17 protein-coding genes are annotated in these 22,991 nt (G+C 61.2%); 12 read left to right on the top strand and 5 right to left on the bottom strand.

Annotated features, from left to right (window positions below; all coding sequences use genetic code 11):
- Positions 1–67 precede the first annotated feature (67 nt).
- Positions 68–1,183: an agmatine deiminase gene (aguA, locus tag JQR87_RS00485; RefSeq protein WP_407293721.1), complete on the top strand. Its 1,116-nt coding sequence runs from the start codon at positions 68–70 to the stop codon at positions 1,181–1,183.
- Between the two features lie 68 nt (positions 1,184–1,251).
- On the opposite strand, the gene JQR87_RS00480 is transcribed toward aguA, so the two are convergent.
- Both JQR87_RS00480 and desA read right to left on the bottom strand, forming a co-directional pair.
- Positions 1,252–2,250, bottom strand: a complete 999-nt coding sequence (locus tag JQR87_RS00480) for a GGDEF domain-containing protein (protein ID WP_407293724.1) — start codon at positions 2,248–2,250, stop codon at positions 1,252–1,254.
- Between the two features lie 140 nt (positions 2,251–2,390).
- Positions 2,391–3,581 (bottom strand): delta-9 fatty acid desaturase DesA, encoded by a 1,191-nt coding sequence (desA, locus tag JQR87_RS00475; protein WP_407293726.1) that lies wholly within the window; start codon positions 3,579–3,581, stop codon positions 2,391–2,393.
- Between the two features lie 271 nt (positions 3,582–3,852).
- Between desA and JQR87_RS00470 the strand changes: the two genes are divergently transcribed.
- The 10 genes from JQR87_RS00470 (at position 3,853) to JQR87_RS00425 (ending at position 18,807) form a co-directional block, all read left to right on the top strand.
- The gene (locus JQR87_RS00470; RefSeq protein ID WP_407293728.1) at positions 3,853–6,804 is read left to right on the top strand and encodes a PAS domain S-box protein; all 2,952 of its coding nucleotides are present in this window, start codon (positions 3,853–3,855) and stop codon (positions 6,802–6,804) included.
- A 94-nt stretch (positions 6,805–6,898) separates the two neighbouring features.
- Positions 6,899–7,285, top strand: a complete 387-nt coding sequence (locus JQR87_RS00465) for a response regulator (RefSeq protein ID WP_407293731.1) — start codon at positions 6,899–6,901, stop codon at positions 7,283–7,285.
- Positions 7,286–7,319: 34 nt separating this feature from the next.
- The gene (locus tag JQR87_RS00460; RefSeq protein ID WP_407293733.1) at positions 7,320–9,722 is read left to right on the top strand and encodes a PAS domain S-box protein; all 2,403 of its coding nucleotides are present in this window, start codon (positions 7,320–7,322) and stop codon (positions 9,720–9,722) included.
- On the top strand, positions 9,719–10,108 hold the full coding sequence (locus tag JQR87_RS00455) for a response regulator (protein WP_407293736.1): 390 nt from the start codon (positions 9,719–9,721) through the stop codon (positions 10,106–10,108). Before JQR87_RS00460 ends, JQR87_RS00455 begins: the two co-directional genes overlap by 4 nt.
- Entirely contained in the window at positions 10,101–11,741 is a 1,641-nt protein-coding gene (locus JQR87_RS00450) for a diguanylate cyclase (protein WP_407293738.1), read from the top strand. Before JQR87_RS00455 ends, JQR87_RS00450 begins: the two co-directional genes overlap by 8 nt.
- 165 nt (positions 11,742–11,906) lie before the next feature.
- Entirely contained in the window at positions 11,907–14,780 is a 2,874-nt protein-coding gene (locus tag JQR87_RS00445; protein WP_407293741.1) for a CHASE3 domain-containing protein, read from the top strand.
- Positions 14,777–15,166, top strand: a complete 390-nt coding sequence (locus JQR87_RS00440; protein WP_407293743.1) for a response regulator transcription factor — start codon at positions 14,777–14,779, stop codon at positions 15,164–15,166. The genes JQR87_RS00445 and JQR87_RS00440 overlap by 4 nt, the downstream gene beginning before the upstream one ends.
- Positions 15,163–16,302 (top strand): YaiO family outer membrane beta-barrel protein, encoded by a 1,140-nt coding sequence (locus tag JQR87_RS00435; RefSeq protein ID WP_407293745.1) that lies wholly within the window; start codon positions 15,163–15,165, stop codon positions 16,300–16,302. Before JQR87_RS00440 ends, JQR87_RS00435 begins: the two co-directional genes overlap by 4 nt.
- The gene (locus JQR87_RS00430; RefSeq protein WP_407293747.1) at positions 16,292–17,407 is read left to right on the top strand and encodes a HEAT repeat domain-containing protein; all 1,116 of its coding nucleotides are present in this window, start codon (positions 16,292–16,294) and stop codon (positions 17,405–17,407) included. Before JQR87_RS00435 ends, JQR87_RS00430 begins: the two co-directional genes overlap by 11 nt.
- Entirely contained in the window at positions 17,404–18,807 is a 1,404-nt protein-coding gene (locus JQR87_RS00425; RefSeq protein ID WP_407293749.1) for a glycosyltransferase family 2 protein, read from the top strand. Before JQR87_RS00430 ends, JQR87_RS00425 begins: the two co-directional genes overlap by 4 nt.
- 101 nt (positions 18,808–18,908) lie before the next feature.
- Here the strand turns inward: JQR87_RS00425 and JQR87_RS00420 are convergent, their stop codons facing one another.
- Positions 18,909–20,402: an aldehyde dehydrogenase gene (locus tag JQR87_RS00420; RefSeq protein WP_407293752.1), complete on the bottom strand. Its 1,494-nt coding sequence runs from the start codon at positions 20,400–20,402 to the stop codon at positions 18,909–18,911.
- A gap of 203 nt (positions 20,403–20,605) precedes the next feature.
- Here JQR87_RS00420 and JQR87_RS00415 point away from each other — a divergent pair, with 203 nt between their 5' ends.
- Positions 20,606–21,931, top strand: coding sequence for an aspartate aminotransferase family protein (locus JQR87_RS00415; protein WP_407293754.1), 1,326 nt, complete (start codon positions 20,606–20,608; stop codon positions 21,929–21,931).
- Positions 21,932–22,135: 204 nt separating this feature from the next.
- Here JQR87_RS00415 and rpmG read toward each other — a convergent pair whose 3' ends face one another.
- Both rpmG and rpmB read right to left on the bottom strand, forming a co-directional pair.
- Entirely contained in the window at positions 22,136–22,291 is a 156-nt protein-coding gene (rpmG, locus tag JQR87_RS00410) for a 50S ribosomal protein L33 (protein ID WP_014854577.1), read from the bottom strand.
- Positions 22,292–22,302: 11 nt separating this feature from the next.
- Positions 22,303–22,539: a 50S ribosomal protein L28 gene (gene rpmB, locus JQR87_RS00405; protein WP_019339373.1), complete on the bottom strand. Its 237-nt coding sequence runs from the start codon at positions 22,537–22,539 to the stop codon at positions 22,303–22,305.
- Positions 22,540–22,991 lie beyond the last annotated feature (452 nt).

Below are 22,991 nucleotides of genomic sequence, written 5' to 3'. Positions count from 1 at the left end.
ATATACGCCTCTATGAACGGCCGCTCGCATCCGGCCAAGAATCACTGCCGTCCTCCAGGTAAACCTGATGACCACTCTGACCACGACACCTCGTGCCGACGATTTCCACATGCCTGCCGAATGGGCCCCCCACAGCCAGACCTGGATGGTCTGGCCGCAGCGTCCGGACAACTGGCGCGACCAGGCCACGCCGGCCCAGGCGGCATTCACGTCCGTCGCCAAAGCCATTGCCCAGTTCGAGCCCGTGACTGTCTGCGCGACCGCCGAACATTTCCTCGCCGCCCGTGCACAGCTGGACGACCCGCGTATCCGCGTGGTGGAGATGAGCACCGATGACGCCTGGGTGCGCGACACCGGCCCGACCTTCCTGATCGATGGCAAAGGCGGGCTACGCGGCGTCGACTGGACCTTCAACGCCTGGGGCGGCCTCGATGGAGGGCTGTACAAGGAATGGCAGCGCGACGATGAGGTGGCACAGAAGATTCTCGAAATCGAGCGCTGTGACCGTTACCGCACCGAAGGTTTCGTGCTCGAAGGGGGCTCGATTCACGTCGACGGCGAAGGCACGCTGATCACAACCGAGGAATGCCTGCTCAACCGCAATCGTAATCCACACCTGACCCGCGAAGAGATCGAGCGGGTACTGGCCGACTACCTGGCCATCGACAAGGTGATTTGGCTGCCGCACGGCCTGTTCAACGATGAAACCGACGGGCACGTCGACAATTTCTGCTGTTTCGTGCGCCCTGGCGAAGTGCTGCTCGCCTGGACTGACGACCGCGACGATCCCAATTACGAACGCTGCCAGGCCGCGATGCAGGTACTCGAGACGGCAACCGACGCCTGGGACCGTCAGTTGATCGTACACAAAATGCCCATCCCGGGACCGTTGCATGCCAGCGAAGAAGAATGCGCTGGCGTGGTCCCGCTGGTTGGCAGCCAGCCGCGCGATCCCTCGATTCGCCTGGCTGGCAGCTATGTAAACTTCCTGATCGTCAACGGCGGGATTATCGCGCCCTCCTTTGACGACCCGCTGGACGCCGAAGCCGAAGCGATCCTGGCCAGGCTGTTCCCGCAGCATCAGGTGGTCATGGTGCCCGGCCGCGAGATCCTGTTGGGCGGCGGCAACATCCATTGCATCACCCAACAACAACCGATCGCGACGTTGACCCACAAAGGTTAAGCCCGGGCGATACAAAAAAAAACCGCTGCGAGCCTGGCTGCGCAGCGGTTTTTTTGCCTCGACGGGCCTCAGCCGACGATCACCTGATTCTTGCCCAGACGCTTGGCGGTATACATGGCGGCGTCGGCACGGGCAAACATCGAGCTGAGGTCCGGGTCACTGGCTCGAAGGTAGGTCACGCCCAGGCTGATGGTGACGCCGAAGCGCTGCCCGTCAGGGCTGGTAAAGACGAGTCGCTGTATCTCCCGCTGCAAACGCTCGGCAATCTGCTCGGCAAGGTCTGGCTGGCAGCCGGGCAGCAGCAAGGCGAACTCCTCCCCGCCGATCCGCCCAAACAGATCACCTCGGCGCAGCACCGATGAACCGCACTGGGCCACTCGTTGCAGTACCTGGTCGCCCATCTGATGCCCATGGGTATCGTTGATCCGCTTGAAATCGTCGATGTCCAATAGCTGAAACGCCATTGGAGTGGCGTACTGCCGGGCAAGGTCGAACTCACGCTGGGCGCATTCGAAGAAGTACCGCCGGTTGCTGCTCTGGGTCAGGACGTCAATCGTGGCCAGGCGCTGCAATTCACCTTCGAGCTGCTTCTTTTCGGTGATGTCTTCGGCGATCCCGACGATGATCGGACCATGCGTGCTGTTCGCACTGCGCGCGATGAAGCATTTATCGCTGAGCCAGCGCAGCTGTCCATCGGTGCGAATAATGCGGTACTCGCGTTCCTCGACCGCCCCCTTTTCAAGCACATCGAGCATGCTCTGCTGGGCATACTCGAGATCGTCCGGGTAGATACTGTTGCGCCATTCGCCGAAATCGGACAGCAACAAGGCGGCCGAGCGGCCAAAGATCTGCTCATAGGCAGGACTGACATAGATCACCTGCTGAGCCTGCCAGTCGAACGCCCAGAGCACGGCATTGACCGCGCCCATCAGCGTGCTGAACAGATGTTCGCGCTCGCTCAAACGTTCGACTTCGGCACGGGCGTGCATCAATGCCAGAAGGGTTTGCGCCTCGGTCGGCGGCAGGATCCCGACACCCGTTTCACTTCGCTGCTTCACCTGATTCATACCTGCTTCCAAACATGGCGTCAGGCACCGGCGGAGACCCGCTAAGTAACTGTCGCAACAACACACGATTGCATTTCAGAGAGTGGCGAACAGGCAAAGTTCCGACTGGCGCCCTGCCGGGCAGGCACGCCGATCGGTGGTCAGGCGTGGGCGACGGCCGGTCTCAGCGAGTAGGTTCTGAGGTGCTCGGCGAACTCGCGCAAGGACTGGATTCCGCTTGCCTCGGCGTCCTGTACCCACTGCTTGATCGCCACAAGCATTTCGTGACCGTTGGCGCTGGTGCGGGTCCATATCTGCTGCAACGCCAGCCGCTGCTCATAAATCACGCGCAGCGACTGGCTTTGTTCCAGAATCACCTCGACGTGCGCCTGCTGGTCTTGTTGCAACAGGCTCGGCTCACGCGACAGCAACCGCTTGGCGCGGCGCAGGTGGTGACGGACCGAAGCGTCGGCGCGCTGCAGTTCCAGCTGCACCAACGGCTTGATCACCAGCTTGCGGTACTGCGCCATGATCTGAAAACGGTTGTTGAGAATTGCCATCGCACTGTCCATGTCCAGCTGATGCTTGGGCGTGACGCGATGGGCGATGGGCGCCGTGCGGTTCACCTTGGCCAGGCCGAGCAGGCTGAATAACTTGATCCAGGCCCACCCCATATCAAATTCCCACTTACGCACCGACAGCTTCGCCGAATTCGGATAGGTGTGGTGGTTGTTGTGCAGCTCTTCACCACCGATGAGGATGCCCCAGGGCACGAGATTGGTGGCGGCATCGCGGCATTCGAAATTACGGTAGCCCACCGCATGCCCCAGACCATTGACCACACCGGCGGCCCATAGCGGTATCCAGATCATTTGCACCGCCCAGACGGTCAGGCCAATCACGCCGAACAATGCCAGATCGAGGCCGAGCATCAGCACGATGCCAAGGTTGGGAAAACGGGAATACAGGTTGCGCTCGATCCAGTCATCCGGGCAGTTCTTGCCGTAGATGCGCAGGGTTTCTTCGTTCTTGGCCTCTTCCATGTACAGCTCGGCGCCGCGGCGAAGCACAGTGCCCAGTCCTTTCTGCACCGGGCTGTGGGGGTCATCAGGGGTATCGCACTTGGCGTGGTGCTTGCGATGGATGGCTGTCCATTCGCGTGTGTTCATGGCTGTGGTCAACCACAGCCAGAACCGGAAGAAATGCTTGAGTCCCGCATTCAGCTCCAGCGAGCGATGAGCGGAATAGCGGTGAAGGTATACGGTGACCGCAACGATGGTCACATGAGTCAGAAGCAGCGTGGCTCCAACCACCTGCCAAGCGGAAAAGCCGAGTAAACCGGTGTACCACATAAGTGTCGCTGCCTCGCGCTGTAGAGTCGCCGATCCGCAAACGCGAACCGAGCGTCATTATCCACCCTGCCTGCCTGCACAAGCCGCCGCCTGTCGTTCGCAGCTTTTTTTTCGTTTCATAGTCTGACAGAAATGGCCGGCGCGGCCGATAGACAACAAGCAGGCCCCTCGCTTTCGCTATAGCATAAGGCCATCAACTTTTCTTCGTCCTGTCTTGCGCATACCTTCTGGACCGCGTGAGGCGGCGCCGTTCGCTGCCCGGAACAGAGCCATGACCACCCTCTCCAGCCCCACCAGCCCTCGATGGATAGTCGGCCTCGGCAGCCTGCTCTTGGCCTTGCTGTTCGGCGGTCTTGCCATCAATGACTTCAAGGCTCGCGATACGCTCTGGACGTTGCAGATGGCACAGCAGGGCGAGCTTCAGGCCTTGGCGCTGCGCAGCGCCCAGCAGGGACTGGCGGAACAGGCACGATTGATAGCCCGTACGCTTAGCGCCAATCCGGATACCCTTCGTCTCATGCGCCAGGCGGACCGGGCCGTCCGAGCCGGTGCTCAGTGGCACGGTCCGCGGCTGGCTAACGTACGCCAGCAGCTGATCCACTCGCTGACACCTACCTGGAACGTCATGCGGTCGCACGGGGCCCTGCAGCTGCAGCTTTATTGGGGTGCTGCTGGAATTGCGCTACTGCGCATGCAGGATATAAACGCCTATGGTGATGCCATGGCCGACCGCAGGCCGCTGCTGTACAAAGCGCTCTCCCAAGGTCAGGCGGTATCGGGCCTGGACATCGGTCCACACAGCGCAGGCAACCGAGCAATCGTACCAATACGCGCCAGCAGCAGCCTGGAAAGCGAGGTAATCGGTGCCTTGGAGGTGGGATTTGGAATTCTTCCGGCCCTCACCGAACTGGGCGACCAGCTGAATGCTGGCCTGGGCCTGCTGGTCAATCGCGCCGAACTGGAGGAGATGCTTTGGTCGCGCCCGGTCGGCATCCAGCTCACAGGACTCCAGAATTGGTTGCTGGAAACCTATTCGGCTCCGCAGATCCTGCAATGGGCTCAGCAACAGTCATTGCCTTCACCTGAAGCCGGACAGGCGCTGCGCATGTTGGAAGCCAACGGACGCAGCTTTTTGCTCAACCAGATCCCACTGGAGGACGTCAGGGCGGAACAAAACCCCGGACGGCTACCCGTGGCCGTAGCCCTCGTCTGGCGAGATATCACGTTGGCGCTCAGTGAGCATCAACAGGCCGAACGCCTGCTGGTACTGAAATGGGGCCTGGCATGGATCATCACCGAAGCACTGCTTCTGATGCTGGCTTTTGTGCTTCACCGCCGCGGCATCGTTCAGCGAATTCACAACATTCGCTCGGCGCAACAAGACCGCAACCGCAGACGTCTGCTCGAACGTGGCCAGAAGATTGCCAGCCTGCTCCCCGGCATGGTGTTCCAGCTCAGGCGCGCGCATGACGGTAGCTACAATTTCCTTTACGCCAGCGAAGGGGCGCGGGAGCTCTATGGGATCAGCCCGGACCAGCTGGTCGCCGACGCGCGCGTTGCCTTTGCCGCTATATATGACCCGGACCGCCCCAACCTGAGAGCCGCGATTGAACGCTCGACAGCAACGCTGGGCAGCGGCGCCACCCGTTACCGTATCAATAATTCTGAAAAGGGGCTGATCTGGGCCGAGGTTCGGGCGACAGCCGAACGGCTGCGCGATGGCACCGTCCTCTGGCATGGATTCATCGCCGACATCACGCCGCTGATGAACACGGCCATTGCGCTGAGCGAAAGCGAAAGCCGCTTCCGCAGCATGGTCAGCAACCTGCCGGGTGTGGTCTATCGACGAGGTGCGGATAACGACCGGACGATCCGTTACCTGAGCGACGGCATCGAACGCCTGACCGGCTTCCCTGCTAGTGATTTCGTTGCGCCGGGGACCCGGCAATACGCCAGCCTGATCCACCCGGACGACCGATTGCGGCAGCAAAACAGCAGCGCTGACCAATCCGAACTCACCTACCGGTTGATCAATGCCCGCGGAGAGACGCTCTGGGTTCAGGAGAACAGCCGTGCCCTACGCGATGCCGACGGCCGGCTGCAGTGGTATGACGGCTTCATCTGGGACGTCACCGCCCGCGCACTGGCTGAACGCGAAGCCAACGAGCGCGAGCGCTACGTAAGGTTGCTGATCGCCAATGTCGTGGATGCCATCATCATCATCAACCAACGCGGCCTTATCGAGACCTTCAATCATGCAGCCGAGCGGACATTCGGCTACTCCGAAGCGGAAGTGCTCGGGCAAAACCTGTCAATGCTGATGCCCGAGCCTCACCGCGCCGCACATGATGGCTATCTTCACCGCTATCAACGAACCGGAGAAGGCAGCAGTCTGGGGCAGACCCGCGAGCTACAGGCGATCCGCCGCAATGGCGAACTCTTCACCATCGAACTGCGTGTCTCGGAAATCAGCCACCGTGGCGAACGAAAATTCATCGGACTGGTGCGCGACATCACTGAACGCAAGCGCGTCGAACGAATGAAAAGCGAGTTCGTGTCCGTCGTCAGTCATGAGCTGCGAACCCCGCTGACCTCCATTTCGGGCGCGTTGGGGTTGGTCATGGGCGGCGCCGTTGGCGAGGTGCCGCAAGCCATGGGGCAGATGCTCGGAATTGCGCAGCAGAACAGCCAGCGCTTGGCATTGCTCATTGGCGATCTGCTCGACATGGAGAAGCTCATCGCCGGACAGATGAGTTTCACATTGCGTGCTCAGCCGCTGGAGCCGCTGCTGGAGGACGCGTTGCGCTCCAACCAGGCCTATGCCGAACAGCTCGGGGTCCGTATCGAGCTGGGTGCGAAGGCTACGGCCACCGTGAGCGTAGACGAGCATCGGTTGCAGCAGGTCCTGGCCAACCTGCTCTCGAACGCGGCGAAGTTCTCGCCAGCGGGGGCGGTCGTCACCTTGAGCAGCCATCTGAACGGTGATCAGGTCCGCGTCAGTGTTCAGGATGTTGGGCCTGGCATTCCGCAAAGCTTCCGGCAGCAGATATTCCAGAAGTTTTCCCAGGCCGACTCGTCCGATACGCGGCAAAAAGGCGGTACCGGCCTGGGTCTGGCGATCAGCAAGGAACTGATCGAGCATATGAATGGGCAGATCGGCTTTGATTCGGAGCCGGGACATGGCGCTTGCTTCTGGTTCGAACTGCCAGTGCAGGACGCCTAGTAGCGGTCTATTTTTCACTGTGCCGCGTCAGTCATCGAACAAACTGGCACACTGTCGACTCGAGCGCGCCAAGCCCACTACGTTGGAGGATCGCATGAGCGAGCTGAAACGCATTCTGCATGTCGAGGACGACCCTTCCATCCAGGCCGTTGTCAAAGTATCGCTGGAGGCGATCGGTGGCTATCAGGTGCAGACCTGCTCGTCCGGCAGCCAGGCGCTCGAAGAGGTGGAAGCCTTCGCCCCGCAGTTCGTCCTCCTTGACGTGATGATGCCCGGAATGGGCGGACCTGAGACGCTAACCAAGCTCAGCGAACGAATCGACCTGTCCAAGGTTCCAGTGGTCTTCATGACCGCCAAGGTTCAACCCAGCGAGATCGAGCACCTGCGCCAGCTCGGAGCGCGTGAGGTGATCGTCAAACCGTTCGACCCGATGCGCCTGGCCGGTCAGATTCAGGCAATCTGGGATGCTGGCGGCTCGTAGGCTGCTGAGCCCATAACGAGTGAAGAGCAAGGAAATGCAGTCACCGAAATCAGTATCGGCCGCCACCCCGCCGCGCGAGCTTTCCCGGCTCGCCGCATTGCTGCGCTATGAAATCCTCGACACGCCTGATGAAACCGATTTCGACGACTTTACCCAGCTGGCCGCCTACATCTGCGAAACCCCTATCGCCCTGATCTCGCTGGTCGATGATCGTCGCCAATGGTTCAAGAGCCGTCTGGGACTGGAGGTCAGTGAGACCCCGCGCGAATTATCGTTCTGCACCTATACCATCGAAGGCCAGGGCATTTTCGAAGTCAACGACGCTCAGCTGGATAAGCGCTTCAATGGCAACCCGTTGGTTACCGGCGACCCGCACATCCGCTTCTATGCAGGCGCACCGCTGACGTCTCCAGATGGCTATAACCTCGGAACCCTGTGCGTCATCGACCGTCAGCCGCGCCAGCTCAGCGAAGCGCAACGCGGCGCACTGGTACGCCTGAGCCGACAGATCATGCGCTTGTTCGAGGAGCGTCTGCAGGCCCATCGCTACGCCGACCAGGCAGCAATGCAGCAGGCACTGCTCAACAGCGCTGCGAGCGCAATGCTTGTTACCACAGCCGACGGAAGGGTTACAGGCGTCAACCCCACGGCCGAGCGTCTGTTTGGCTACCCCGAGAGGATGTTGGTCGGTGAGCGGCTTACCGATGCGCTGTTTCCCCAGGACGCCCTGCTTCGCCGCGCATCGATTCTCAGCAATGAACTGGAAGAACCCATTGAGCCGGGTTTCGCCGTGCTTACCGCGCCGCTGCTGGACGGCCGCCGGGAGATGCGCGAGTGGCGTTTGCTGCATCGCAACGGCGACGCTGTGCCGGTGTTATTGAACGTTTCGACGATTCACGATGAAAACGAACAGCTACACGGCTACATCGTCAGCGCCTATGACCTGGCCCATCAAGAGCGCCTCCAGCTGCGCCTGCAGCAGATCGCCGCTCAGGTTCCAGGGATGCTGTTCCAGTTCTGCTGGCGACCGAACGGCCAGAGCTCGTTTCCCTACCTCAGCGAGGGCGTCGAAGACATCTATGGGCTAAGCGCGTCCGACATGGAGCCAACCATTGCGCCCATCTACGAGCGAATTCACGCCGCTGACCGGGTACAGGTGCTGACGAGCATCCGCCATGCGGCTTCGACGCTCACGCCCTGGCAGTTGGAGCACCGCATAGAGCATCCGCGTAAAGGGCTGATCTGGGTGGAAGCACGCGCAACGCCAATGCGCCAACCTGACGGTTCGGTGCTCTGGCATGGCCTGGTGACTGACGTTACCGAGCGCAAGGCCGAACAGCTCGAGCTGGACAAGCAGCAGGAAATCAATCGACGCCTGCTCGAAGCCTTGTCCGAAGCGGTCGTTGCGTGCGATGCCGATTGCAATCTGACGCTGTTCAACAATGCCGCACGCAATTGGCACGGGCTCGATGCTCATCAGATCTCGCCGGAACGATGGGCTGAGTACTACCGGCTGTTCCATGCCGATGGCGTCACGCCCATGCGTATGGAGGAAGTGCCACTGATGCGTGCCCTTCGTGGCGAGCAGATCCGTAATCTGGAGATGTCCATCGTGAGGAACGGCACACCGCGCTATGTGCTGGCCAACGCGGACCCTATGTATGCCTCCAACGGTCAGCAGAACGGTGCGGTGGTCGTTCTGCGCGACATTACCGAGCGCAAGCAGATCGAGGTGCTGCAGCGCGGCTTTGTCTCGACGGTCAGCCATGAGCTGCGTACCCCACTGACGTCTATCACCGCCTCGCTGGGTCTGATTTGCGGGAAAGTCATGGGTGAGATACCCGAACATCTGCAAGAGCTACTGGACATTGCCCATCAGAACAGCAAGCGTTTGAGCACCTTGATTGATGACTTGCTGGATATCGACAAGCTCTATGCCGGCAAGATGCGCTTCGATTTGCAGACCCAGCCGCTGCAACCGTTGCTCGAGCAGGCCTTGCGTAGCAACCAGGGCTATGCCGAAAGCTATTCGGTGAACATCCAGCTGAACGCGTGTCCAGACGTATCGGTCAATGTCGACGCAGTGCGCTTGGAGCAAGTGATGAGCAACCTGCTTTCTAACGCAGCGAAATATTCCCCCCCCGATGAAACCGTCCAGGTCCACGCCGAAATGGTCAGTCTCAATAAGGTTCGCGTCAGCGTATGCGACAAGGGACCGGGCATCACCGAGGCATTTCGTGAGCGGATTTTCGACAAGTTCGCCCAGGCCGATACGTCGGACACTCGGAAACAAGGCGGTACGGGGCTGGGCCTGGCCATCAGCAAAGAGCTGATCGAACGCATGGAGGGTGAAATTGGTTTCGACTCGATACCCGGCGCCGGGGCCTGCTTCTGGTTCGAGCTGCCCTGCAGCGCACACTCGCAGGCCACATCGTGAGGCCGCTGCAGCGCATTCTGCATGTGGAGGACGTGCCCTCGATTCAGGTAGTGACCCGCATCGCGCTGGAGAAGCTTGGCGGGTTTGAAGTACTCAGTTGCGCGTCTGGCCAGGCGGCCCTGGAGCAGGCACCGCGGTTTCGGCCAGATATGATCCTGCTTGATGTTACGCTGCCCCACATGGGCGGCATCGAGCTGCTGCGGCAACTCGCACCGCTGATCGACCTGCAGCAGACCCCAGTGGTGCTGCTAACCGGACAGTCGCACGAGCCGGCAGATCCTGACGAACTGCTGCGCCTGGGCGTTCGCAAGCAGCTGCAAAAACCCTTCGACCCCTTGCAACTGGCGACAAAACTGAACGAAATATGGAATGCCGAGCATGAATGAAAGCGCCAATGAGGCGCTGCAAAGCCAACTGCGAGTGCTCAACGAGAAATTCGCTGAACGTCTTGGCGAAGAGTTGGAAGCGCTCGATCAACTCGCTGTTCAACTGCTTCATGGCCGCGAGCACGAGCAGCACAGGCAAGTGATGCTTGAAGTCCATGAGCGCCTGCACCGGTTGGCCGGTACAGCTGGCACCTTTGGCTTCGGCTCGCTGGGCGAGCAGTCACGACTGCTTGAGCAACGAACCAAGCATTGGCTGGACGCGACCAAACCAAGCAGACATACACTGTCGGCATTGGTCCGAGCCATTCGGCAACTGGCCGCAAGCGAGCACGCCAACGATCCCGACATGAGTAGCGAGACGCAGCAGGCCTCTCAAGGCTCGATGCCGGCGGGCTGTCGTATCTATCTGCTCGAAAGAGATACAGAGACTGGCCAGGCGATGTGCCAGACGCTCGGCAACTTCGGCTATGAGGTGCTGCTGTTCCCAAAGATGTCGCTGTTACAGATCGCTGTTCAAGAGCAATCACCCGACGCCTTGATCGTTAGCCAGCACGAGGGTGAGCTTGAAGCAATCAACGCACTGCAGCAGAGCCTGGAGGCCCCTCTGCCTCTGCTGGTAATTGGGGACGGTGTCGACTTTGCCAGCCAGTTGGCTGCGGTGCGCGCAGGCGCGAAGGGCTATTTCACCCGGCCGCTGGATGTAACGGAGCTCGAAAACAACCTGGAACGCGTCCTCAGTCTGCAGCTGAGCGAGCCGTACCGGGTACTGATTGTCGATGATGACGAGGACCTGTCCGCCCGTTACAGCCTGGTACTGCGCAACTCGCAGATGCTGGTGCAGACGCTGAGTGACCCAAGCCAACTGCTGGATGTCATGCACGATTTCGATCCGGAAATGGTTCTGCTCGACATGAACATGCCGGAGTTCACCGGCATCGAACTGGCGCAAATGATTCGCCTGAATGATGACTGGCTGCGCATACCTATCGTCTATCTCTCCGCTGAAACCGACATCAAGCGTCAAATGGCTGCCATGCTCAAGGCCGGCGACGATTTCATTACCAAACCCATCAGCGACAGCGCCTTGACCGCCGCGGTGTTTTCACGCGTGCAGCGGGCACGCTCGCTGAGCGTGGCGCTTGCGCGCGACAGCCTGACAGGCCTGCTCAAGCACGCCGACATCAAGGAGCAGGTTGCCCTCGAGGCCGAGCGCGCACAACGCAGCGGCAAGCCGACCAGCGTGGTGATGCTTGATCTCGACCACTTCAAACAGGTCAATGACCAGTACGGACATGCAGCGGGCGATAACGTAATCCGCTCGCTGGCCAATCTCATGCGTCAACGCTTGCGCCGCATCGACAGCATCGGGCGCTACGGCGGCGAGGAGTTTGTGGCGGTATTGCCGGACTGTTCAGCTGAACAGGCCAAGCGGATCTTCGACGAAATCCGCCAGCGCTTCGCGGCGCTGAAGTTTCACGCAGGAGCCTCGACCTTCAACGTCACGCTCAGCGCCGGCATCAGCGCAACAGACACTCAATTCAGCGCCGGCATGCTGTTGGAGTGCGCCGATAAAGCGCTGTACGCCGCCAAGCACAACGGTCGGGATCAGGTTCAGGTCGCTCGTCCCGAGTAACGGCGTTGTCGGCCTGGGAGCGAGCGAACCGCTACGCTATTCTCGACTCCAACTACACTGCATAAGAAATTCAGCGAACATCGCTGGATTAGGGTGCAGTCGAACCTAGCGAAAGCCGGTCTCATCGCTGCCCGTGACTATCAACCGGCGGAAGGAGTTCCGGTTTTGCCTGCAAAACCCGCGATAAGCTGGCATTCGCTCGCGTTCCTGTTTGCCTTCCTTGTGCTTGTTGCACTCGGCTGGCAGGGCAAGCGCACCCAGGAAGCCGTGCTAGCAAGCAATCATTCGGTCCGCCACAGCCACGAGATCATCACGGCAACCCAGGCGATGCTGTCGTCGTTACAAGACATCGAGACCGGTTCGCGCGGCTATGTCTTGACTGGACAGCCTGAGTATTTGGCGCCTTATGAACATGGCCTGACAAAGCTCGAGGAGCACCGTCGAGCGTTACAGCGACTACTCCTCGATCATGGGTTTCCCGACAAGCGCTGGTTCGAGCAACTCGATAGAAACATCGCCGAACGCCTTGTCATTTCGGCGGGCAACATTCAGGCCCGTCGCGATAACGGTCTGCTTCCGGCGGTCGAGCGCCTGAAGCAGGCTGGCGGCAAGCAGGTCATGGACAATCTGCGCGCATTGCTGGACGCAGTCGAGCGGCGCGAGCGCGAGCACCTATCCACAGCGAACCGCGCCGTGGTCGCAACCATCGAAGGCAGCCGGCAGTTCGCGGTGATCGGCAGTCTGTTGGTGGCGGCGCTGTTTCTCGCGGCGATGTGGGCGATTAGCCGGAACTTGCGCATTCGCCAGGCGCTCACAGCCAAGGCACAGGCAGGCGAGGCGCGTCTCGACGCCTTGTTGCAAGCCATCCCGGACAATCTCTACGCCATAGACAAGCAACGCCACATCACAACCCTTTCCCAGTCCAACGACAGTCGTGCCCCAGCACCGGATGCCATCGAACCCCTGTTGATCAGTCTGCTACAGGCTGACAATTCGCTACAGCTGCACCAGAGCACATGGTGCGAAGTGGGGGGCAGGCGGACCTTCGAGGTCCGTCTGGTTCCTACCGGCCTCGGCGATAATCTCGCCATTGCCCGCGACATCACTGAGCTACAACGCAGCCGCGACACGCTGGAAGATCAGAAAGTCTTCCTGCGGCGGGTCGTGGATACCGATGAAAACCTGATCTTCGTGCGCGACGAGCAAGGCCGGTTCCTGTTGTGCAACAGTGCGTTCACGGCGCTGCTCGATACGCGCCCGGAGGCCATCGAAGGCCACCGCGCCGAGGACATCGCTGGCGCAGAGCTACTGTTGCCGCTGTTGCAAGGCGAAGCCGAGCTGCTCTGTGGCAGTGGCGAATTGCGCATCACCGAAGTCGGTCTTAAAGACATGCACGGCCAGGAGCGCTGGCTACAAGTGGTCAAGCGCCCCATGACCATGTCCAACGGCGCCTGCCATGTCGTGACCGTTGCGGTAGATATGTCTCTCAGACGGCGCATGGAACAGATGAAGACTGAATTTATTTCCACCGTCAGCCACGAACTTCGCACTCCGCTAACCGCCATCCGTGGCGCGCTGGGCATGCTGGTCGGGGGTGTCGCCGGGGAAATCGACGATGGTGCCCGATCCCTGCTTGATATCGCGCATAAGAACAGCGAGCGTCTGGTGCGCCTGATCAACGATATTTTGGATATCGAGAAGCTCGAAGCGGGACGCCTGCCTTTCCATTTCGCCCGCTGCGATGTGCAGGCGCTTATTGAACAGGCATTGGCCGACCTCAAACCATACGGCAACGACTATGGCGTCAGTCTCGTTCTCGTCATTCCAGACGGTCCGATCCAGAGCGAAGCGAATCTCGACCCGGACCGCTTCGCTCAGGTAATGGCCAACCTGCTCTCCAACGCGATCAAGCATTCTCCGGCAGGTGGTGTTGTCAGTGTCGATCTGCGTCGTCACGGCGCCAGCCTGGAGATCGGTGTTCAAGATACGGGCCAGGGCATTCCCGAAAGCTTCCGCTCACGCATCTTTGAGCGTTTCGCCCAGGCCGATTCATCCGACGCGCGCAAGCGTGGCGGCACAGGCTTGGGCCTTGCCATCACTCGCTCGCTGGTTCAGCAGATGCACGGACGGATCGGTTTCGACTCCAAAGAAGGCCAGGGAACGCGGTTTTGGCTTCGCCTCCCCGTGGCGCCAGCGCCGTCCCAGCCCGCCAAGCCGCCACTCGCTGCTCAAGCGCTGCCGCTCGCCGGTGCGAATCGCCCAACGGAACGCATCCTGGTCCTGGAACCCGATGCGACCGCCGCGGAACAGCTTGCAACCGCACTGCAGCAACAGGGCTACGCCACGCTGACAGCCGAAACCGCTGCTCAAGCCCGCGAGTTGCTGGCCGAGTTCAGCATTCAGGCGCTCACCTTGAGCCCAGCCCTAAGCGACGAAGACAGCATCGCGTTTCTGCAGAACTTGCGTAGCCAGAATGCCTACCGACATCTGCCGGTATTGATTGTCAGCCTCCAGCCCCAACGTCGAGACAATGACGACGGGGCCTTGCGCGGTGGCGCGGTCGGCGTGATTGACTGGTTGCACAAGCCGATCGATCCGTCGAGGGTCATGGACGTGGTGGGTGCATGTCTCAACCCCAACGGCGCTCGGCCGCGAATCCTCCATGTTGAAGACGATGAGGATCTGCGCGCGCTGCTGGCGCGACTGGTTGAGCCATTGGAGATTGATATCCTGGGCGCGCCTACTCTGGCCGAGGCGCGTCACCTAATCGACGAGCAACGCTTTGATCTGGCGATCATCGACTTGATGCTGCCCGACGGTGAGGGAAGCGAGCTGTTCGATCAACTGGCTCAGAGCGTGCCGCCACCGCCCGTGATTATCTTCTCCGCGCTGGATTCGCCGGTGCAAGACAGCCGCCTGGCCTTGCGCCAGTTGGTCAAGTCGCGCCATAACGGCGACGAACTCGCCGAGCTGATCCAACAGCTACTGCAACAATGGCCGCCCGGCCCAACCGAAGTTTCCAAAGAGGTCAACGCATGAGCGATTCCGCTAACCCGCGCATTTTGATGGTTGAGGACGAAGAGGACATCGCATTCTTAATTCGCTTCATGCTCGAGCGGCACGGATTTGTCGTGGACCACGCAGCTGACGGCCGCCAGGCGATCGGAAAGATCGCCACCTCAAGCCCACCCGACCTGACCCTGATGGACATTATGTTGCCGTATCACGACGGGCTGGAGCTGATCGAGAGGCTCCGCGCGCAAGCCGGCTGGGAAAGCGTGCCGGTGCTGATGCTTACCGCCAAGGCACGCGAAGTGGACATTGTCCGGGCGCTGGAGCTGGGTGCCGACGATTATGTGACCAAGCCTTTCCAACCGGAGGAACTGCTGGCGCGTATTCGTCGCCTGTTGAGGCGTCCACGATGAGGCGGTTGGTACTCACATTGGCTCTACCTGCTGGACTGCTGACTTCACAGGCACTGGCGGACATCGCGGCCGCCCAGCGCCAAATCGACGCTCAACAGCTCGGCGCCGCCGCTTCGACACTGGAAGCGCAACTGGAGCGCCAACCTGACGACAGCGAGGCGCTGTTCCTGCTGGCACGCGTGCGCGCCTGGCAAGGCGAACCAGAGCGATCGCTGCCACTTTATGACCAGCTGCTGCAGCGCGAGCCAGACAATGCGGACTACCTGCTCGGGCAGGGCCAGGCACTGCTCTGGGCGGGCCGTCCACAAGCTGCGCTGACCTCTCTGGAGCGCGCCGCAAAGATCGCGCCGGACTATGCGGACGTGCAGCAGGTCATACAGCAGGCACGCGCGGCGCTCACCTCCCCGGTCACCACCACGGCGCCAGCAGCGAGCGCCGCTCCAGCAATACGGCGGCATGAGCTCGAGCTGTCGGCCCGCCAGGACTGGTTGGACAACGGCTTCGATAATTGGCGCAGCCAGCGGCTGGACTACACGTCCACGCAACCAGAAGGCCTCGGCTGGTACGGCGCGTTACTGCGCGAGCAACGGTTCGGTGAGTGGGACCAGGGCGTCGAGGCCGGCGCTGTCATCGCACTGGATGAAAACTGGACCCTCCAGCCCGAGGTCGGCTTTCAGCCGTCTCCGTATTTTCTACCCGAATGGCACGCCGACCTGCGCCTGCAACGCCGACTGCCTTCGGGCTTCCTGGGCGCCGCCAGCATTCGTCGCACCGAATACGAAACCACCCGAGTCGATCGGCTGGCACTCAATGCCGAGCGCTACTGGGGCTCCTGGCGCGCCGGCTACACACTTAACATTACCGATGTCGCCAATGCCGGCACGCCCATCGGGCATGATCTGGCGCTGGATTATTTCTACGGTGGCCTGAACTATGCAGGCTTGCGCCTGACGGCAGGCGAGGAAGAGGCGGTCGAGGAGCAGCAGTTGATTACCAGTGATGTGCGGGCTATCAGCCTGCAGGGCCGCCACTGGCTGGATAGTCGCTGGGCCCTGACCTGGGAAGTCGGCCACCATCGCCAGGGCGACTATTACACGCGGCGCTGGCTGCAGCTCGGCCTGCGTCATGCCTTCTGAATCCTGTCCCGCCTGGCTGTGCGAGTTACCGCGCAACGCCTGGTTGGCCATCTGGCCAGAAGACGGCATGCTGCAGCTTGCGCTTTACTGCGCCCTGGGCCTAGGCGCGCTGACCTTGCTGGTGATGTTGCAGGTCCTGCTGCTCGGTGAAGTCGCGCGCCGCCGGTCAGCACGGCGGCAAGCCTTCAACGACCAGTGGCGTCCCTTCTTCGCCCTGTGCAGCCTCGGTGACGAGCTGCCCGAACCGGTTCCTGCCCTACCACGAAGCCGGCAGTTGTGGTTTCTCCTGCAGTGGAATCGTACCCAACTACAGCTTCGCGGCGCCGCCAGGGAGCGGATGAATCGAGCACTCGGGACGCTGGGTATGGACCGTCATGCGCTGACGCTGCTGCGCGGACGGGTCCGTGGCAAGCTGATCGGGCTGACCTGCCTGCGCCATCTGGCGGATTCTGCCCACTGGAGCGCTGTGCAACCGCTGTTGATGAACGGCAACATGATCGTTTCGCTTACAGCAGCACAGACCTTGATCGCCATGGACGCGGGGCGCGCGATGCAGTTGATTCTTCCAGCAGCCGTGACTCGCCCCGACTGGGCCTTGCCTCGCCTGGCTAATCTCTGCCAGCAGGCTGGCGAACAAGCAGTGACCCTGCCCCTGCTTATTGCGCTGACCAGTTCAGACGACCCTCGCCGCGAGCGGCTGATTCCCTTGCTGATCCACGGTGATCCTCGCCACGCCGCGCCCTGGGCACGCGCTCGGCTTGAGGAAGACGCTCCGCCAGAGCAATTGCAGGTGGCTCTCCGCTGCCTCTGCGAATTGGGCGACCCGCGCGACCGGGCACGGCTGCTACGTGCGACGCTACACAGCCATGCCGATGTGCGTCTGGCAGCACTACAAGCCCTGCACAAACAGGCGCGTAGCGATGACAGCCCAGTATTCATGCCGCTGCTTGGTGACGCCAGCTGGTGGGTCCGCCAAGCTGCGGCGGACAGCTTGGTTACCCTACCGGGGGCAACGCCCGGGCAGCTTCAGCAGCTGCTCGCGCAGGTGGAAGATCGTTACGGACAGGACGCGCTACGTCGAGCCATCGCGGAGGTTCGGCAGTGACGATCGATTGGCTCTGGTGGCTGCAGCTGGGCTTCATCCTCTATTTCCTGCTGCTCAACGGCATGTACCTGCTGCTCAACGCTCTGTCGATGATCAGCCTGATGAGCTATATCCGCCAGCGCGCCGAAACGGGTGAAATCGCGCCTTATCTGGGCGTGGAGCCGCCCGTTTCTGTGTTGATGCCGGCATTCAACGAAGAAGCGACCATTCGCACCTCAGTGCGCTCGATGCTTCAGTTGCAATACCCGGAATTCGAAGTCGTGGTCATCAACGACGGCTCGAAGGACAACACGCTCGCCGTGCTGATCGAGGAGTTCGAGCTTGTGCCTCATCCCGAGCCGCTGCGCCAGGCTGTTGCCCATCAGCCGGTACAAGCGATCTACCGCTCGCGGCGCTATGCCAACCTGCGGGTGATCGACAAGGCCAACGGTGGCAAGGCTGACGCACTGAATGCCGGCATCAACGCGGCCCGCCATGGGCTGTTCTGCGGCGTCGATGCCGACTCCATTCTCCAGCGCGACAGCCTGCTTCGAGTCGTCCAGCCGTTTCTCGAAGACGAACGCACCATTGCCGCCGGGGGCACCGTGCGCATCGCCAACGGCTCGGAGGTCCGCGGCGGTTTCCTGATCCGCGCCGGTTTACCAAGCAACTGGCTGGCGCGCTTCCAGATCGTTGAATACCTGCGGGCGTTTCTTTTCGGTCGGCTCGGATGGTCGCCGATGAACGCTGTGCTGATCATCTCCGGCGCCTTCGGCCTGTTTGATCGTGAGCGGGTCATGGACGTCGGCGGCTATCGCACCGACACGGTCGGCGAAGACATGGAGCTGGTGGTACGCCTGCACCGGTATCACCGGGATAAGCGCATCCCTTACCGCATCCGCTACCTGCCCGACCCGATCTGCTGGACCGAATGCCCGGAAGACCTCGGCACCCTAGGCCGCCAGCGCAGCCGCTGGCAGCGCGGACTGGCGGAAAGCCTGGGCCGTCACGCACGCCTTGCATTCAATTTGCGCGGAGGCGCGCCGGGCTGGCTGGCCTGGCCGTTCATGGCGCTTTTCGAGTGGCTGGGTCCGCTGATCGAACTGGTCGGCTATGGCTTCATGATCGGTGGATTCGTGTTCGGTGTTGTCTCCTACACCGCGCTGACGGCTTTTCTGCTAGTGGCTATTGGCATGGGCATCCTGCTTTCGGTCAATGGGCTGTTGCTGGAAACCATGTCGTTCCGCGTCTATGAGCGCCGCCGGGATGTGCTGCGGCTATTCCTAATGGCGGTATTAGAGAACTTTGGCTATCGCCAGCTGAATACACTCTGGCGCTGCCGAGGCCTCTGGCAGTGGTTTTCCCGCCGTAAACACCAGTGGGGCGTCATGCGTCGCAGTGGGCAGTGGGGGCAAGGCTAGGGAAGCTGGCAGGCCCCAGCCGCTGGGTGGTGGGTGAGAACCGCCAGCCCGGCGGACAGGTGGGTGTCAAAAGCGACATCCACCCTGCCCCTGTCGTTGGATCAGAGCTTGATCCAGGTGGCCTTCAGTTCGGTGTACTTGTCGAAGGCATGCAGTGACTTGTCGCGTCCATTGCCGGATTGCTTGAAACCACCGAAAGGCGCGGTCATGTCGCCGCCGTCGTATTGGTTGACCCAGACGCTACCCGCGCGCAGCGCCTTGGCCGTCAGGTGTGCCTTGGACAGATCAGCCGTCCACACTGCCGCGGCAAGGCCGTACTGGGTGTCATTGGCGATGCTTACCGCCTCGGCTGCGCTATCGAAGGTGATCACCGACAGCACCGGCCCGAAAATCTCCTCCCGAGCGATCTTCATCGCATTGCTGACCCCGTCGAAGATGGTCGGCTCGACATAGAGCCCCCCGGTATCCTGCAGGGTTCGCTGCCCGCCGATCAGCACCTTGGCGCCGTCGTTGCGACCCGCCTCGATGTAGCCAAGCACGGTATCGAGCTGCTGTGTATCGACCAGCGCGCCAACATTGGTGGCCGGGTCCAGTGGATTACCGGGCTTCCAGCCCTTCAACGCCTCGACCACCATCGGCAGGAAGCGCTCCTTTACCGAGCTTTCGACCAACAGCCGCGAGCCAGCGGTGCAGACCTCGCCCTGGTTGAAGGCGATGGCGCTCGCCGCAGACTTCGCCGCTGCCTCAAGGTCCGGTGCGTCAGCGAAGACGATGTTGGGGCTCTTGCCGCCGGCCTCCAGCCAGACGCGCTTCATGTTCGACTCGCCGGCATAGATCATCAATTGCTTGGCAACCCGAGTGGAGCCCGTAAAGACCAAGGTATCGACATCCATGTGCAGCGCCAGCGCCTTGCCCACGGTGTGGCCATAGCCGGGCAACACATTGAATACGCCAGCCGGAATGCCCGCCTCGATGGCCAGCTGCGCGACTCGGATGGCGGTAAGCGGCGACTTCTCGGAGGGCTTGAGCACCACTGAATTGCCCGTGGCCAACGCAGGCCCGAGCTTCCAGCAGGCCATCATCAAAGGGAAATTCCACGGCACGATGGCCGCCACGACACCCACGGGCTCGCGTGTCACCAGGCCCAGCTGATCATGGGGCGTAGCGGCTACTTCGTCGTAGATCTTGTCGATCGCCTCGCCCGACCAGCGCAGCGCGTTGGCCGAACCCGGGATGTCGATATTGAGCGAATCGCTGATTGGCTTGCCCATGTCCAGGGTTTCCAGCAACGCGAGTTCTTCGGCGTTGGCCTGGATCAGGTTGGCGAAGCGGATCATCGTGGCCTTTCGCTTGGCCGGTGCCATGCGCGACCAGACGCCAGCTTCAAAGGCCATGCGCGCACTGATCACCGCCCGATTGGCGTCGGCCTCGTCACAACTGGCCACTTGCGCCAGCACGCGACCGTCGACCGGGCTGATGCAATCGAAGCTGGCGCCGGCGCTGGGCGTGGTGTATTCGCCCTGGATGAAGGCCCGACCTTCGATGCGCAGGTCGCGGGCACGCTGTTGCCAATCGGCGAGTGTCAGGGTGGTCATGGGGCGTCCTCGGTGTCTGTCGAATAATCAGAAAGGCACCCTAAACCAGCGGCACCGGAGCTATCAATATTTTTTACGGAGACGCCTGTTTGCGCCTTGTTTTGTTCGTTTTATTAAACATAGACTCGCCGAAACCGCTGTGGGCTCGGAACTGCCCTGCTACAGCATAGCCGTCACAACCTGTCGCCCTGCCGGAGCAAGTCATGGCCCACGATCTGCACCTCGCCACGTCCGCCGACCATTTCTGGATGCCCTTCACCGCCAACCGTCAGTTCAAGGGCAATCCGCGCCTGCTGGAACGCGCAGAAGGCATGTACTACACCGACACCGCGGGCCGTCAGGTGATCGATGGCACCGCCGGGCTCTGGTGTTGCAATGCGGGTCATGGTCGCAGCGAGATCACCGACGCGGTAAGCAGACAGATCGCCCAACTGGACTTCGCTCCGACGTTCCAGATGGGTCATCCGCTGCCCTTCGAGCTTGCTGAGCGGCTCGCCGAGGTCAGCCCGGCCGGGTTGAACAGGGTGTTTTTCACCAACTCGGGTTCAGAGTCGGCGGATACCGCACTGAAAATTGCGCTGGCTTACCAACGCGCCATTGGCCAGGGCAGCCGCACCCGTCTGATCGGTCGCGAGCTGGCCTATCACGGCGTCGGCTTTGGCGGCATTTCGGTCGGCGGCATGGCCAACAACCGCAAGGCGTTCGGCGCGCTCCTGCCAGGCGTCGATCATCTGCCTCACACGCTCGATTTGCAGCGAAACGCGTTCAATCGCGGCTTACCCGAGCATGGCATCGAAAAGGCCGATGAGCTGGAGCGGCTGGTCACCCTGCACGGTGCGGAGAACATCGCCGCGGTGATCATTGAACCCATGTCCGGCTCCGCCGGGGTAATCCTGCCACCGCTGGGTTACCTGCAGCGATTGCGCGAAATCACCTCGAAGCACGGCATTCTGCTGATCTTCGATGAAGTAATCACCGGCTTCGGCCGGGTGGGCGAAGCGTTTGCCGCGCAGCGCTGGGGCGTCACGCCGGACATCCTGACCTGTGCCAAGGGGCTGACCAACGGTGCCATTCCGATGGGTGCAGTGTTCGTCGACGAGAAGATTCACGACGCCTTCATGCACGGGCCGGAAAACGCCATTGAATTTTTCCACGGCTATACCTATTCCGGCCACCCAGTGGCCTGCGCCGCCGCCCTCGCCGCGCTGGATATCTACCAGCGTGAGAACCTGTTCCAGAAAGCCATCGAGATCGAAGGCTACTGGCAGGACGCCCTGTTCAGCCTCCAGGGGCTGCCCAACGTGACGGACATCCGCACTGTCGGCCTGGTCGCCGGCATTCAGTTCGCGGCGCACGCTGATGGCGTCGGCAAGCGAGGCTACGAAGTGTTTCGTCAATGCTTCGAGGACGGACTCCTGGCGCGAGCCAGTGGTGACACCATCGCCCTTTCGCCTTCGCTTATCGTCGAGCGGGAGCACATCGATACGATGATCGAGCGCCTCGCCGATGCGATTCGCAAGACGGCCTGACGGTGACCATCACCTAGGGTTTCGTTCTGCAGACAGTGGACGTCGACCTGCGATCCGGCCGGCCGAAATCCGGGTCGCCCGCAAGCGGGCTGCGCAGCGAGTGCATGACCGCGAACGCTTTACCCTATCCCGCCGCCTAAGAAGCGGGACCGTAGAAACGAAAAAACCCGCCGATTGGCGGGTTTTTCTTCAAGGGCCGATCAATTACTTGATCTTGGCTTCCTTGTAGATCACGTGCTTACGCACGACAGGATCGTACTTCTTGATTTCGATCTTGTCGGGAGTAGTGCGCTTGTTCTTGTCGGTGGTGTAGAAGTGGCCGGTACCGGCGCTGGACACCAAACGGATCAGGTCACGCATGATAGTTCTCCTTAAACCTTTTCGCCGCGAGCGCGGAGTTCAGCCAGAACGGCGTCGATGCCGCGCTTGTCGATAACGCGCATGCCCTTGGCAGTCAGGCGCAGACGTACGAAGCGGTTCTCGGACTCGACCCAGAAGCGGTGATGCTGCAGGTTCGGCAGAAAACGACGACGGGTTTTGTTGTTCGCGTGGGAAATGTTGTTCCCGGTTACCGGACCCTTACCGGTAACTTGACAGACTCTCGACATGCCTCAGCCCTCTAAAACCACATGCCCAACCCGGCATGGGTTGGCCGCTTGAATTCACTAGTCATTTGGCGCTCAGCGCCACGTTTCATTGGGGTCTTACCGGCTACGCGACAAGCGAGGAAACCGGGCCCCTAGAAAAGAGCGCTGCTTTATATCAGAAAGCCCCTCTATCAACAAGCTCGGCGTGACTTTCCCCGGCATGCCCAGATCGCTGTCAAACCGTCGCACGCCAACGCTGGCGAGCCCTCTGTGGATCTACCGTTCGTCACCTTCATTCTCGGAACAGTGACAGGAGCCGACATCTACCGTCGCAGCGCCTCGAAACCAGGCGCCGCACCGGTACTGCGAACGCCACCCAGCGAGGCGAAAGGATCGAACTTGATGATGGCTCGCAAAAATAGCGAACCAAGATTTTACTCTGCGGAACTGCAAGCGCTGTTTTCAGCTATTAT

Origin of the sequence: Stutzerimonas stutzeri (assembly GCF_051028275.1) — a bacterium.
GTDB lineage: Bacteria > Pseudomonadota > Gammaproteobacteria > Pseudomonadales > Pseudomonadaceae > Stutzerimonas > Stutzerimonas stutzeri_AS.
This window is presented reverse-complemented; position numbering and strand designations above follow the sequence as displayed.